This window comes from Chitinophaga agri (assembly GCF_010093065.1).
In the GTDB taxonomy this organism is placed as follows: domain Bacteria; phylum Bacteroidota; class Bacteroidia; order Chitinophagales; family Chitinophagaceae; genus Chitinophaga; species Chitinophaga agri.
In genome coordinates, this window is the sequence record NZ_CP048113.1 from 4,430,264 (window position 1) to 4,443,350 (window position 13,087).

A 13,087-nucleotide genomic window follows, 5' to 3' on the forward strand; every position below is an offset into this window, starting at 1 on the left:
CATGATTACGCTGACATAACGAAAATTTTATTTATTAAAAAATAATAAAAATGATGTTCTTATAATATTTAGCCCTACATTTGCATCACATTGCGAGGTAGAGCAGGGGTAGCTCGTCGGGCTCATAACCCGAAGGTCAGAGGTTCGAATCCTCTCTTCGCTACAAAGAAAAAGGCCGAATTAGTTCGGTCTTTTTTTATTTACACCCTTCAGATCTATTCATCCTCATCGCGGATGCTGCCTGATAAAAACGATAACTGCTGTACAGAAGAGTGACTCCCATACAGCAGCTGCGTTAAAATTATTCAGACATGCTTATTACGGCTTCTACGTAATTATCTCAGATATGCATTATACATCCATACTATTTTTTCCTGTTCACGGATGTAGGTAGTGATCAGATCATTGGTACCATCATCACCTACTTCATCACTCAGTGCAGAGACTTCTCTTTCGATCTCTATTAATGACTGCAGCCCCGAAAGCACATGCTGTACACAAGCGATATCTTTACCTTCATTCTTCACTTCTGCAATAACAGATTGTTCAATATAGTCAGAGAAAGCATGTGTAGGTGTGAAACCTAATGTTAGTATCCTTTCAGCTATTTCGTCAATCTTTGTCAGCGCATCTGTATACAGCTCTTCAAATTTCACATGCAATGTGAAGAACTTGTCACCACGTATATTCCAGTGAAACCCGCGCACATTCATATAAAACAACTGATATGTTGCGAGCAGCACATTCAGCTTTGCAGCCAGCTCTTTGGATGTTTTTTTCTCAAGACCGATGTTCGTAGTTGCAGTACTCATATCCTTAAGATTTTTGGGTAATAGTAATTAACTCATCGGTACGTCAATCAACAAAAAGTCTGCCGCTTTAAGTGCTTTGATAGTGGTGCTATCGTAATTGCTTAGCCCAATAGCATCGCGGCGTTTCAGCACTTCACCTGCCACTTCCACTTCACCGTCCAGCACAAAAAGATAGGTACCCTGCTGTGCCATTTTAGGCGTGATCTCCACACTTTGTCCCTCATCAAAATGACCAAGAGAGAACCAGGCGTCCTGGTTGATCAACAGCGCATCACTATCTGCTTCGGGAGATACAACTACCTGCAGTTTATTTTGCCTGTCGGCGAGATCAAATGCCTTCTGCTGATAGCGCGGAGTAATGTTACGTAATTTGGGGAAGACCCATATCTGCAGGAAGTTAACAGGATCTGTTTTAGAGGCGTTAAATTCTGAGTGAGCAATACCACTGCCGGCGCTCATGATCTGCACTTCATTACTGCGGATGATCTCGTGCCTGCCTGTGTTATCACGGTGTTCTAAAGAACCACTTAGTGGGATGGATACTATCTCCATATTATCATGCGGATGAGTACCAAAGCCCATTCCACCTTTAACTATATCGTCGTTGAGTACACGTAATGCACCGAAATGAATACGTTCCGGATTGTAATAACCTGCGAAGCTGAATGTATGATAACTCTGCAACCAGCCATGATTGGAAAAGCTACGGGTATCGGCCCTGTGAATGATTTTTTCCATAATTGATGTTCTCCTTTTTACAACACAAATATCCACATTATACAAAGGCTGGTAAATGGATAGCTTGATGAAAACGGTGTACTATTTATTACAATAAAAAAGTCCTGTTCTTATGATAGAACAGGACTTTCTTTTACTATTTTTTTCCTCCGGTTATACCAGCTCAGCGTCCAGTGTAATCTCAGTATTCAGCAGTTTTGAAATCGGGCAGTTAGTTCTTGCTTCTTCTGCCAGCTCAAGGAATTTATCCTTATCCAGACCAGGAACAGTGGCTTTCAGCTCCAGGTGGCTGCTGGTGATCGCTCCATTTTCCAATGTAATGGTAGCTTTAGTGTCGATATTCTCAGGAGTAAAACCAGCGCCTGAAAGCAGAAAGCTGAGCTTCATGGTAAAGCAACCAGAATGCGCAGCTGCTATCAGCTCCTCAGGATTAGTACCGGTACCATCTTCGAAACGGCTTTTGTAGGAATAAGCTGTATTATTCAGTACACCAGACTGTGAGCTTACTGTACCATTTCCATCTTTGCCAGTACCTTTCCAGTTAGCGGATGCAGTTCTTTTCATGATAAATGCGTTTGATTAGATTAATGAATATGTGAATGATCGAGGTGGTTAATCTTCCTGAAATTACTATTCTTTTTGCTTTGGCGCGGGTTATATCACGTAGATTTTTCTCTACAGAGTGTTATAAAATAAAAAGCCGGATGAATTACTTCATCCGGCACACACTATTGCTGGCAATCATCCTCAAAAAAACCTCTTTCAACACACCATTGCCCTCACTAATCCCTGTGTCTATATATCCTTTAGTCCCCGCTATTCAACCTTGTACTGATTGCAATGGCTGATTGCCAGTTACGCAAACTAAGCCTGTTTCACCAGCTGTACACTCGCCTGTAACTTCACCTCTTCACCCAGCATCAAACCGCCATTGTCGGTTACAGCGTTAAATGAAACTCCGAAATCCTTTCTGTTAACTTTACCTTTTATCTCAAAGCCAGCTTTCGTCTGACCATATGGATCTTTTACGATACCGCTAAATTCTACTGCCAGTTCTACCGGTTTAGTAACACCACGCAGCGTCAGGTCACCAGTAATTTTATAATTCTCATCGTCTACTTTCTTCACACCGGTAGAAACAAAGGTGATCTTTGGATACTGAGCAGCGTGGAAGAAATCTTCAGCCTGTAAGTGCTGGTCGCGCTGTTCGTTCTTAGTCGTGATACTGTCTACATCTGCTTCAAAAGAGATCTTAGCGTCAGTGAAATCATCGCTGCTGCTTTCTACAGTACCATCGTATTTACCAAAGTATCCGGTCACGTTAGTGATCATCAGGTGTCTGATCTTGAATTCTACATCGCTGTGAGTTGAGTCGATTTTCCAGATTGCCATAACTTTAAGTGTTTTTAGTTTTTTTAAGTACGTTTTTTTGTTGATGTCTTATGTCTTATTCGTAACTGATGAACAACTGACCGTTTACCTTTTGCTTTTGCTTTCCTTCACTTTTGTCTTTCGCTCTGCTGTCTGTCATATCTGTTTCATTAAGACAGTACAAAAATACACGTTGCAACAAATGTTAGGAATGGATAAAAAGACTTAATCGGTGTACTTTTTTTTGACCGAATCATTAATCGCACATTATCAATCACTTATAATTATCAGGCATTTGCCTTGGAGGCGTCTTTAAACTCAGAAGGGGTCTGATTGGTGTACTTTTTAAAGAAACGGCTGAAATAGTGGGGGTCTTCGAAGCCGAGTTTATAGGCAATCTCCTTAGCGGAGAGGTCTGTATTATATAAATAGCGTTGTGCTTCCAGTATGACGCGGTTACGAATGTGTTCTCCAGCCGTGATACCAGACAACTGCTTACTGATCTCGTTCAGTAAAACCGGCTTTATATGGAGGATACCGGCATAATCTGACACATTTTTCAGGGTGGTATACTGTTCCTCTATCAGGTTCTTAAACTGGAGGAAAAGCGAGCTATTATGTGTAGCATGCTGCTCAGGCGCTGCCAGCATACTGCTACCCTTAATGCGGGATGCCAGTACCAGGAAATAGCGTAACAGACCGTGAAAAGCAGTTTCGTACTCTGCCTCCTGCTGCTGTACCTCTTTCATCATCATGTGCACGACCATCTCAAAGTCTTTCTCCTGTTCCTGTGTAAGCGTGATGACACTGCTGAACTGGTTGTTGAAGAAAAGAGAAGAGTTGATTCCCATCAGGGTAGCCGCCTGGTCTTTCAAACACATAAACGCATCCTGAAAAGCGATCATGTATCCTTCGATCCTGTCGCTGAAATCCATGGTATGAACCTGCCCCGGCGCCAGGAAAAACAGGGTATTTTTCTTTACAGCATGGGTTACCGTATCAATGGTATTGATCAGTTGCCCTTTTTTTATCCAGTAAACAGTATAAAAGTCATGTCGGTGTGGAACACCATTGCTGGCTAAGAACCCATCCCCCAGCTCACACAGTCCGGACACCATGAATTTCGGGTCTGCCTGTGCATACCTCGGTAAAGACACTATTTCTATATGGCCACGTTTATCACTCATTCCAGGGTACCGGCAACTTCAACCTCCCGGTCTTCAGGTTCTATGTAATCAATTATAAAGTTATTTCTGCCTTCTCCTACCATGATGCCCATGTATTTCATCTGTACAAGCTCCAGCATCCCCAGGAAAAGGAAGATGGCGTGCACCCTGTCCTGGCAGAGATCAAAGATCTTTTCAAATGAAAGCGTCTTCTCTCTGCTGGCAAGGTCCAGCATATATTCACGGGAGCTCTCCATAGTATATTCGTATTTATATACGACGTGCTGAGGTTTGTTCTCCCGTTGTTTTACCCGTTGCATAACCTTTTCAAAGGTCTGGGTCAGCTTAAAAAGCGTCAGTGTCTGTATCTCAGTACCCTCGCTGGTCGACTCTCCGATACTGGCGAGCTCTTTGGCTATATTACCACGTTTGATCTGCAACATACGTTCGGCCTCGCGTTCTGCGAGTTCCACCGCTGCCTGCTTGAAACGTTTGTATTCTAATATTTTATCAATTAACTCCTGCCGCGGATCTATTTCTACCCCCTGTTCATCCAGCTCCTTACGGGGCAACAGCATCTTAGCCTTGATACGCATCAGGGTAGAGACGAACAATATAAATTCGCTTGCCAGCTCAATATTGAGCGACTCCAGATGGTGGATATAATCAAGGAAATCGTTGGTAATAGTGGTAATGGGGATATTATAGATGTCCAGCTCATCTCTCTCAATAAAGAAGAGGAGCAGGTCAAACGGCCCCTCAAACTGGGGTAATTTTATCTTGTAGGAGTTGTCATTCATATTGTTATGTATGGCTTTCACTTGTATTCCGGCGGCTTTTCTGCCTGTTCCCTTCTCAAGTGAAAGCCATCAAAAATAACCAAAAATTCCTGCTCATCAGAATTTGGCGGTAAATCCGACCCCAATCACCTGCTTCACCTGCAGTCTGGGTCCCAACACGCCTGTCTTCTCATTAGTGAAAACGCGTACATCGTCATCGTAGATCATATCTAGTGAGACATTCGCAGTAATATATTTATTGACCTGCAGGTTCAGACTATTTGTCCAGAAAAGGTCGAGATTCTCAGGGTTATGTTTGTAATTGGAATAAAGGTCCATCCTTGTTTTATATGTTATATTCTTTGCAAGGGGCTTTACCCAGTTCACGGTCAGATACGCACCGATTTCAGTCTTTACATGTTTGCCCGTATCTACCCCAAATGCACCCTGTGACGCCAGCCGGTCATCCATGACAATGACATAACGCGCGGTGACAGGAGAAAAGAATACGGAGAGCTGATCACTTGGCTTGTAGTCAAGACCAGGAGAGAGCAGCACATAGGCAGGAGCGAAGAAACGGGAAACCAGTGAAGGTTTTACAGAGTCTACATTAGAATAAAGATACCCATCTGTAAACTGCGTGCGGACATCTAACAAGGCACTGAGAAAGAGGTTTTTACCTATTTCATAACCGTACTTTGTGGTCAGTCCGATACGGTCATCACTCTTACGACCACCAAGGCTGGTCGTGTTAACATAACCATAGGCCAGGTCGAGTACGTTATCCCAGTTATGCTTTCCTTTTTTATAAAAAGCATATGCATTCAGATTAGAAGCTACGGAGAAGGAGAATTTATCACCACCCGCAGCCCAGTTTGTCAGGCTTCCCTGGTTAATATTCAGATTGAAGATGCCACCTTTCTTCCATAAAGCAGGAACGGTATCAGCGGCGTCTTTCTTGATTCTTCCGCTGGCTTCTTCCCTGGATGTCTTCATCCAGTCGCTCTGTGCATACAGCGTCTGGAAGCATACCAAAAAACAAATAATAGTCAGGACGGATTTTCTCATCAGTGTAAATAATTAATAATGCTATGGATAATAGTGCCGTTATATGGGCGTTACGAACATATCGCGTTATATCAAACGCGGTCGCAAAAATATAAAACCGGGAGGAAAATTTCGGGGATTGGAAAAGAAAAGCCGGACACAGGGGCCCGGTCCGGCTATAAAATCAGCTTATTTATTCTTTAATGCATCACGGATCTCCATGAGCAGTTTTTCCTGTGTAGTTGGCGCTGGTGGTGCTGCTGGTGCGGGTGCTTCTTCCTTCTTCTTACGCATCGTGTTGATAAACTTCACCACCAGGAAGATGCAGAACGCGATCAATATAAACTCAATAATTGTCTGTATGAATGCCCCATAAGCAAGTACTGTAACACCCTTTTCCTTCGCTTGGGCGAGCGTTGTCACAGGCGTGTCGCTGGAGCCAAGCTGAACAAACTTCTCTTTAAAATCAATTTTACCGGTGACCATACCAAGTATAGGCATGAATATATTCTCAACCAGCGAGTTTACGATCTTCTGAAACGCACCACCGATGATCACACCGACAGCCAGGTCAATAACATTGCCACGGGTAGCAAACTCTTTAAATTCTTTGAAAAAAGACATAACACAACTTTTTAAAGGGTGAAGACAATCAGTCGCTAAGATAGCTATTATAAGTTATAACGTTTAATACACATACATTTTACTGTTCCAGGTTAGGATACTGCATGCTGAACGAGCGAAGTGTATCCCTCAACGTTTGTGCCACCACGTATTCTTTATACCAGTTCTTATCTGCCGGTACTACAACCCATTTGATGTCATTGCATTGTTCAAGTGCATCTTCATACACCTTTCTGTATTCTTTCCAGAGCTTTGCCTCTACTGCGTCACTTTTATTATACTTCCACATCTTTCGTGGATCTTCCAGTCTTTCCTGTAGTCTTTTGCTCTGTTCTTCCTGAGAGATATGCAGATAGAATTTAAGGATAGTTGTATTGTTATCTTCAGCGAGCAACCGTTCAAAATCATTGATGGCGCGCATCCTTTTTTCAGCGGTTTCATCGTCGATCCATTTATGGACACGCTGTATCAGAATGTCTTCATAATGAGAACGGTTAAACACCTGTATCATTCCTCTCGCAGGGGCGTGACGGTGTACACGCCACAGGAAGTCATGCTCTTTCTCTTCATCAGTCGGCGCCTTAAACGATTTCACGTTAATACCCTGTGGGTTCATGTTGCCAAGTACTTTCCGGATGAGTCCATCTTTGCCGCTGGCATCCATTCCCTGCAAGATGATCAGAATAGCATGTTGGTGCTCGGCATACAATAGGTTTTGCAATTCATCCAGCTCCTTCAGGATTTCCTTCGTCATTATTTTGATCGCTTCTTTCTCCATTCCTTCGGGTGGGGTAGTGCTGATATCGGATAATCTGATCTTACTCATGCAAAAAGGGTTAGTTGATCTATTTGTAACAAAATATACTCCGAAGTGTTGTCATACAACGAAATTCTACTCAACCATGTAGTAAAATATTCGGACCTTGCACGTTTAAAATAGACCTATCGTGAACAACCGTGCCATTCACTGGAGCATCTTTATTCTCTTATCTCTGACCTGGGGCAGCTCATTCATTCTGATGAAAATTGGCCTGGAAGCCCTTTCCCCATATCAGGTGGCCAGCCTTCGACTGTTAAGTGCAGGCATTGCATTATTACCCTTCTTTTTCAAATTTATCCGTCAGACGCCGCTGAACAAGATACCCATGATCATTCTGTCGGGCATCCTGGGGAACCTTTTACCCGCATATCTTTTCTGTATTGCAGAAACACGTATAGACAGTGCACTGGCAGGTATCCTGAACAGCCTTGTACCACTGATGGCGTTACTGGCAGGCTTCTTTCTATTTCGTTCGCCTATTGTAAAGAAACAATTACTGGGGATTGGCCTGGGCCTGTTGGGAGTCGTGCTGCTGTTTGCCGTGAAGGGCGTCAATGCCGGTTACTGGTATTACGGCCTGTGGATCGTAGTGGCCACTATTTGTTATGGATTGAATATAGCCCTGGTACATCATCACCTGAAAGGATACAGTTCATTGCAGCTTGGATCTATTGCGCTGTTCTTTTGTGCAATGTTTGCCCTGCCGGTACTGATCTTTACCGGCTTTTTCAGTATACTATCCGGGCCTGCCATTCCCTGGAGCGCATTGGGAGCCAGCGTGACTCTGGGTATATTGGGCAGCGGTATTGCCTCTGTTTTATTCTATATACTGATCAATAAGGCAGGTGCAATGTTTGCCTCTATGGTGACCTATGCACTGCCGGTAGTTGCCATAGGCTGGGGCTTACTGGCGGGAGAAAAGATCTCCGTTCTTCAGGTATTATGTATGCTGGTGATCCTTGCGAGTGTATATATTGTCAATAAAGCAAAACGCTGATCCGAAGGACCAGCGTTTTGTATAACTTCTTATAGTAAGTTTAGTCTTTGTTAGATCACCATGATCTCTTTCTCTTTCTGAGCGGTATGTTTGTCTACCATCTCAATAAATTTGTTGGTCAAACCCTGTACATCTGCTTCCGCATCTTTAGCAGAATCTTCACTCAGACCTTCCTTCTGCAGTTTCTTGATCGATTCGATCGCATCTCTGCGGATGTTTCTGATAGAAACTTTTGCCTGTTCGCCTTCACCTAATGCACGTTTTACAAATTCTTTCCTTCTTTCTTCTGTTAATGGCGGCAGGAACAAACGGATGATAATACCATCGTTCTGTGGGTTAATACCGATATTGGAAGCAATGATGGCCCTTTCGATTGGCTGGAGCATATTCCTTTCCCATGGCTGCACAGTCAGGGTACGGGCATCAGCCACAGTAATGTTGGCTACCTGCGCAAGTGCGGTAGGCGCACCGTAGTAGTCTACCATGATGCCGTCGAGTATCTGCGGATTAGCTTTACCGGCCCTGATCTTAGTGAGTTCCTGTTCCAGGTGTCCGATTGCCTTACGCATAGTGGCGGAGGTATCTTCTATAATTAACGTTAGATCATCTTGCATAGCAAAAAATAATTAAGTGCCTGCAAACCTACAGGATTTATCTGAATTTGGAAAGTCGGAACAGGGGAGATGGTCCCGGTACAAGATAACCGGGCCTGAAATTATTTATCCTGGAGAACACCCTTTGTGCTTACACGCAGGATTTTAGGATGATTTATAGCCGTCTGGGCTTCACTGGCAGCATCGCTGATTGCGGCAACAGCCATAGCACGCAGCATAGCCTCCCTTCTTTTCTTCATCTGGTAAAGTATACCGGTGAGGAGCAGGGCAGAACCAAGTATCACGCTTAACAGATAAGCGGAACCAATATTCTGCAGGGCAAAAGCCAGACCGATATAGCCTGCATTGATGCTCACCATTACGATGGTCGTCTGTCTGTGATTCAAACCGAGCTCCAGCAGGTAGTGGTGGATGTGGTTACGGTCAGCTGAAAAAGGCGACCTTCCATGCATCATACGGATAGCAAAAACGCGCAAAGTATCGAAAAGCGGCATCACCAGAATAGCGATAGCCACAATAGGTACGGAGTTTACAGGCAGCTTTCCTGCCGGATTACCAGCTACATCGATGAATTTGATCACCAGGATCGCATTCACCAGACCTACCATCAGAGACCCGGTATCACCCATGAAGATGCGGGCAGGAGAAATGTTATAGATCAGGAATGCAGCAAGTCCACCTGACATTGCAAATCCCATTACAGCATACAACAGCTCACCGGTATACAGGAAATAGGTACCCATTACACCGGATACCAGCATACCAATACTGCCCGCCAGGCCGTCAATACCGTCTATCAGGTTGAAGGCGTTAATGATCACCAGGAATGTAAAGTAAGTAAGCAGCAGGCTGATATATGGAGGCAGGGCTTCTATTCCCAATATGCCATACATACTATTGATCTGCAAATTACCGAGGTATATAACTGCGAAAGAAGCCATTAACTGGCCAATAAGTTTCTTTAAGGGGGAAAGTCCAACAATGTCATCCTTCATGCCAACCATGAAAATAACAATAAACGCAGCGACCATGTACTGAAATGGGGAATCGGCAAAAGCAGGTACGCACACTGCAGATGCCATCACAAATCCTGAAAAAAAACCGATACCTCCTAAAGTTGGTATGCGTGCTTTGTGTGATTTCCGTTCGTCCGGTTCGTCATAAAGATGCTTCAATTCTGCAACCCTTATTAACACAGGTATCGCAAAATAGGTTATAACAAAACTCAGGACAGTCGCAATTAAAACATTCTCCATGTTGGGAGGGGCTTGATTCCTGCAAAGATATTAATTCCAACCAAATGTGTATCAAAAAAACTGGAAATTAAAAAGAATTGAGCCTTAATCACTAAAAACCTTTAGCTTAGAGACTAAATATGCCAGATTCTATCTAAATTCTATTAATTTAGCAATCTCAAAAATTTGCAATTATCATGCCTCAGTTGAAAGACATAGCAACTCAAATAAGACGGGATATAGTTCGTATGGTGCATGGCTGCCAAAGCGGCCATCCAGGCGGTTCTTTAGGATGTGCAGATTTCTTTACCGCCCTTTATTTTAAGGTGATGCAGCATAAGCCGCAGCCTTTTGAAATGGACGGTTTAGATCAGGACCTGTTTTTCCTTTCCAACGGGCACATTTCTCCAGTATTCTACAGCACTTTAGCCCATGCAGGCTATTTTGACAAAGCAGAACTGGCCACTTTCCGTAAACTCAATTCCCGCCTCCAGGGTCACCCTACTACACACGAACACCTTCCAGGTATACGGGTAGCTTCAGGTTCCCTAGGCCAGGGTATGAGTGTGGCTATCGGTGCTGCACTCTCCAAGAAATTAAATAATGACGATCGTCTGGTATTCTCCCTCCATGGTGATGGAGAGCTGGAAGAAGGTCAGAACTGGGAAGCGATCATGTTCGCTCCTCACCATAAAGTGGATAATCTGATCGTAACAGTTGACTGGAACGGCCAGCAGATCGACGGTACCGTTGAGGATGTAGCAGGTCTGGGTGATCTGGAACCTAAGTTTGCTGCTTTCGGTTGGAAAGTACTGCACATGAATGGTAATGACATGGATGAAGTAGTGGCGACACTGGAAAAGGCAGTTAGCCTGACCGGTCAGGGCCAGCCTATCGTTATCCTGATGAAGACAGTAATGGGTCAGGGTGTTGACTTCATGGAAGGTCACCACGAATGGCACGGTATAGCTCCAAGTGATGAGCAACTGGCCAAAGCACTGGCACAGTTACCAGAAACACTGGGTGACTACTAGTCCGTTAAGAATCTGGCAACAATACATAAAAAAGGACCTGGTGTGGTAGTAACAATACCACCGCTGGTGACTAACATACTGAACCAGGCTGTTCCTGATAGTGAATAGCCTGGTTTATTATTTCGCTATTACCTCAATAAAAAAGCCTCCGGATACGGAGGCCTGTAATAAATTATAACTGACTTCTAGGAACAATATGTATCAGGTCGCTTTTAACTCAATAGCCTGACGGCCAGCCCTTCTCGCCGGATACCAACTCGCGGCTCCTGCGATGACAATGATAGTCACACTTACCAGCAGAAAATCGGAAACATGCATGCTGACAGGATATGCATTTACCAGGAAAGAATCCTCCTCCAGCTTGATCAACCCAAAATGCTGCTGTAAAACACAGAACAGAATACTGATCCCGAAGCCAATGAGCGTACCTATTCCGGCAATGATCATCCCTTCTGCGAGGAAGATACGTGTGATCAGCTGCGGACGCGCACCCATCGCCTTCAGAATGGTGATATCCTTCTGCTTTTCCATTACCAGCATATAGAGGCAGCCGATCATATTGAACGCTGCGATCACCAGGATAAAACTCATAATCACATATACAGCCCACTTCTCCGTTTGCATAATAGCATATAGCGCCTGGTTCTGCTCATAGCGGGTTTCGATAGTAAACCTGTCTCCCAGCAATTCCTTTAATCTTCGTTTCAGCACATTGTCATCCAGTCCGGATACACCCTTTACTTCCAGGGCAGACATCTCATGTTCATTCATGCCCAGCAGTCCGCGCATGAACGCAATATTGGTCAGCACGTACTTGCTGTTAAACTCCTGCTGGATATTGAAAGACCCTGCAGGATACAATATGCCACTACCCAGCGCGTCTTCAGGCGTCGTCACACTGGTGACATTCCTGCGCGGCAGGTATACACTCAGTGGTGTCAGATCTCTTTCAATGTCTACTCCCAGTGCCATGGCCAGCTCTATACCAAGTATCGCCGAGTAACCGTCATTTTCACTGCCAGTATTAAACTTACCCTGCTCCATACTTTTATCTACAGCAGCAACTTTGTTATAGTTACTGTCCACGCCTTTCAGAATAGCGATGGTCTGATCTCCCTGCCCGTACCGTAATACAGCTTTCTCTTCCACAACCTCTGTAATATAGGCAACGCCCTTTACCCCCGAGATCTGCTTTAGCTGATCTGGAGAGAGTGTGATACTTTTGCCGCTAACCGCACTGATTTTGACAGAGGGATAGAAAGTAGAATATAGAGATTTTACCAGTCCTTCAAATCCGTTGAAAACGCTGAGAATAACAATCAGCGCGCCTGCACCCACCGCAATTGCCGAAACACTTACCCAGGCGATGATATTGATGGCATTGGTACTTTTTTTAGCCCTGAAATAACGGGATGCGAACTGCCAGATCAATGTTAAGCTGTTTTATTTATTGTTTTCCCTCTCTGCGTCGTCTTCCTTGATCTTTTTGAACAGTTCGTCCATTTTGAAGATATACTCCAGGGTATCGTCCAGGAACAGGGTGAGTTCGGGTATGCGACGTAACTGTTTGCCTACGCGGTTGCCCAGATCCTTCTTAATTTCACCCATTCTTTCCTTGATACGGTTCACCATTTCATGGTTATCAGCTATCTTGAACATGCTCAGGTATACCCTGGCCTCGAGCAGGTCGGGAGTAACTTTTACGGAAGAGATGGAGATCATTCCCCCATCTACCACGTTAAATCCCATCCGCTGAAATATTTCACTCAGTTCTTTTTGTAACAGCTGTCCTATTTGTTTCTGTCTTTTGCTTTCCTGCATAATGTTTAAAGATTTGAGATTGTATTAAC

General features: G+C 44.1%; 15 protein-coding genes and 1 tRNA gene. 3 read left to right on the plus strand and 13 right to left on the minus strand.

The window, feature by feature from the left end; genetic code table 11:
• Nucleotides 1–91: 91 nt before the first annotated feature.
• Nucleotides 92–163, plus strand: a tRNA-Met gene (locus GWR21_RS17570).
• Between the two features lie 172 nt (nt 164–335).
• Here GWR21_RS17570 and GWR21_RS17575 read toward each other — a convergent pair.
• The 9 genes from GWR21_RS17575 to GWR21_RS17615 all read right to left on the minus strand — a co-directional run bounded on the left by GWR21_RS17575 (nt 336) and on the right by GWR21_RS17615 (nt 7,363).
• Nucleotides 336–812, minus strand: a complete 477-nt coding sequence (locus tag GWR21_RS17575) for a Dps family protein (RefSeq protein ID WP_162333008.1) — start codon at nt 810–812, stop codon at nt 336–338.
• A gap of 27 nt (nt 813–839) precedes the next feature.
• Nucleotides 840–1,550, minus strand: a complete 711-nt coding sequence (locus GWR21_RS17580) for a pirin family protein (protein ID WP_162333009.1) — start codon at nt 1,548–1,550, stop codon at nt 840–842.
• A gap of 153 nt (nt 1,551–1,703) precedes the next feature.
• A complete protein-coding gene (locus GWR21_RS17585; protein WP_162333010.1) occupies nt 1,704–2,114 on the minus strand; it encodes an OsmC family protein in 411 nt (136 codons plus the stop codon).
• A 300-nt stretch (nt 2,115–2,414) separates the two neighbouring features.
• Nucleotides 2,415–2,942: a YceI family protein gene (locus GWR21_RS17590; protein WP_162333011.1), complete on the minus strand. Its 528-nt coding sequence runs from the start codon at nt 2,940–2,942 to the stop codon at nt 2,415–2,417.
• Between the two features lie 266 nt (nt 2,943–3,208).
• Nucleotides 3,209–4,108 (minus strand): helix-turn-helix domain-containing protein, encoded by a 900-nt coding sequence (locus GWR21_RS17595; protein ID WP_162333012.1) that lies wholly within the window; start codon nt 4,106–4,108, stop codon nt 3,209–3,211.
• Nucleotides 4,105–4,887, minus strand: a complete 783-nt coding sequence (locus tag GWR21_RS17600) for a segregation and condensation protein A (RefSeq protein ID WP_162333013.1) — start codon at nt 4,885–4,887, stop codon at nt 4,105–4,107. The genes GWR21_RS17595 and GWR21_RS17600 overlap by 4 nt, the downstream gene beginning before the upstream one ends.
• A gap of 96 nt (nt 4,888–4,983) precedes the next feature.
• Nucleotides 4,984–5,934 carry a DUF3078 domain-containing protein gene (locus tag GWR21_RS17605; protein ID WP_162333014.1) on the minus strand — a complete coding sequence of 317 codons (951 nt, stop codon included), beginning with the start codon at nt 5,932–5,934 and terminating at the stop codon, nt 4,984–4,986.
• A gap of 168 nt (nt 5,935–6,102) precedes the next feature.
• Complete coding sequence (gene mscL, locus GWR21_RS17610; RefSeq protein ID WP_162333015.1) at nt 6,103–6,537, minus strand: large conductance mechanosensitive channel protein MscL; 435 nt, start codon at nt 6,535–6,537, stop codon at nt 6,103–6,105.
• Between the two features lie 79 nt (nt 6,538–6,616).
• Entirely contained in the window at nt 6,617–7,363 is a 747-nt protein-coding gene (locus tag GWR21_RS17615) for a PPK2 family polyphosphate kinase (RefSeq protein ID WP_162333016.1), read from the minus strand.
• A gap of 121 nt (nt 7,364–7,484) precedes the next feature.
• Here GWR21_RS17615 and GWR21_RS17620 point away from each other — a divergent pair, with 121 nt between their 5' ends.
• Nucleotides 7,485–8,354: a DMT family transporter gene (locus tag GWR21_RS17620; protein ID WP_162333017.1), complete on the plus strand. Its 870-nt coding sequence runs from the start codon at nt 7,485–7,487 to the stop codon at nt 8,352–8,354.
• Between the two features lie 50 nt (nt 8,355–8,404).
• On the opposite strand, the gene frr is transcribed toward GWR21_RS17620, so the two are convergent.
• Together frr and GWR21_RS17630 are read right to left on the minus strand one after the other, a co-directional pair.
• Entirely contained in the window at nt 8,405–8,968 is a 564-nt protein-coding gene (gene frr / locus GWR21_RS17625; RefSeq protein ID WP_162333018.1) for a ribosome recycling factor, read from the minus strand.
• 101 nt (nt 8,969–9,069) lie between these two features.
• The gene (locus GWR21_RS17630; protein ID WP_238429851.1) at nt 9,070–10,143 is read right to left on the minus strand and encodes an MraY family glycosyltransferase; all 1,074 of its coding nucleotides are present in this window, start codon (nt 10,141–10,143) and stop codon (nt 9,070–9,072) included.
• Between the two features lie 257 nt (nt 10,144–10,400).
• Here GWR21_RS17630 and GWR21_RS17635 point away from each other — a divergent pair, with 257 nt between their 5' ends.
• Nucleotides 10,401–11,237: a transketolase gene (locus tag GWR21_RS17635; RefSeq protein WP_162333020.1), complete on the plus strand. Its 837-nt coding sequence runs from the start codon at nt 10,401–10,403 to the stop codon at nt 11,235–11,237.
• Between the two features lie 201 nt (nt 11,238–11,438).
• Here GWR21_RS17635 and GWR21_RS17640 read toward each other — a convergent pair whose 3' ends face one another.
• The gene (locus GWR21_RS17640) at nt 11,439–12,668 is read right to left on the minus strand and encodes an FtsX-like permease family protein (RefSeq protein ID WP_162333021.1); all 1,230 of its coding nucleotides are present in this window, start codon (nt 12,666–12,668) and stop codon (nt 11,439–11,441) included.
• Between the two features lie 12 nt (nt 12,669–12,680).
• Nucleotides 12,681–13,058 carry a 30S ribosome-binding factor RbfA gene (gene rbfA / locus GWR21_RS17645; RefSeq protein ID WP_162333022.1) on the minus strand — a complete coding sequence of 126 codons (378 nt, stop codon included), beginning with the start codon at nt 13,056–13,058 and terminating at the stop codon, nt 12,681–12,683.
• Nucleotides 13,059–13,087: the final 29 nt, after the last annotated feature.

Excerpts from the sequence above, each read along its gene's own strand:
- GWR21_RS17575 (WP_162333008.1), bottom strand. The coding sequence starts at position 812 with ATGAGTACTGCAACTACGAACATCGGTCTTGAGAAAAAAACATCCAAA.
- GWR21_RS17580 (WP_162333009.1), bottom strand. The coding sequence starts at position 1,550 with ATGGAAAAAATCATTCACAGGGCCGATACCCGTAGCTTTTCCAATCAT.
- GWR21_RS17585 (WP_162333010.1), bottom strand. The coding sequence starts at position 2,114 with ATGAAAAGAACTGCATCCGCTAACTGGAAAGGTACTGGCAAAGATGGA.
- GWR21_RS17590 (WP_162333011.1), bottom strand. The coding sequence starts at position 2,942 with ATGGCAATCTGGAAAATCGACTCAACTCACAGCGATGTAGAATTCAAG.
- GWR21_RS17595 (WP_162333012.1), bottom strand. The coding sequence starts at position 4,108 with ATGAGTGATAAACGTGGCCATATAGAAATAGTGTCTTTACCGAGGTAT.
- GWR21_RS17600 (WP_162333013.1), bottom strand. The coding sequence starts at position 4,887 with ATGAATGACAACTCCTACAAGATAAAATTACCCCAGTTTGAGGGGCCG.
- GWR21_RS17605 (WP_162333014.1), bottom strand. The coding sequence starts at position 5,934 with ATGAGAAAATCCGTCCTGACTATTATTTGTTTTTTGGTATGCTTCCAG.
- mscL (WP_162333015.1), bottom strand. The coding sequence starts at position 6,537 with ATGTCTTTTTTCAAAGAATTTAAAGAGTTTGCTACCCGTGGCAATGTT.
- GWR21_RS17615 (WP_162333016.1), bottom strand. The coding sequence starts at position 7,363 with ATGAGTAAGATCAGATTATCCGATATCAGCACTACCCCACCCGAAGGA.
- frr (WP_162333018.1), bottom strand. The coding sequence starts at position 8,968 with ATGCAAGATGATCTAACGTTAATTATAGAAGATACCTCCGCCACTATG.
- GWR21_RS17635 (WP_162333020.1), top strand. The coding sequence starts at position 10,401 with ATGCCTCAGTTGAAAGACATAGCAACTCAAATAAGACGGGATATAGTT.
- rbfA (WP_162333022.1), bottom strand. The coding sequence starts at position 13,058 with ATGCAGGAAAGCAAAAGACAGAAACAAATAGGACAGCTGTTACAAAAA.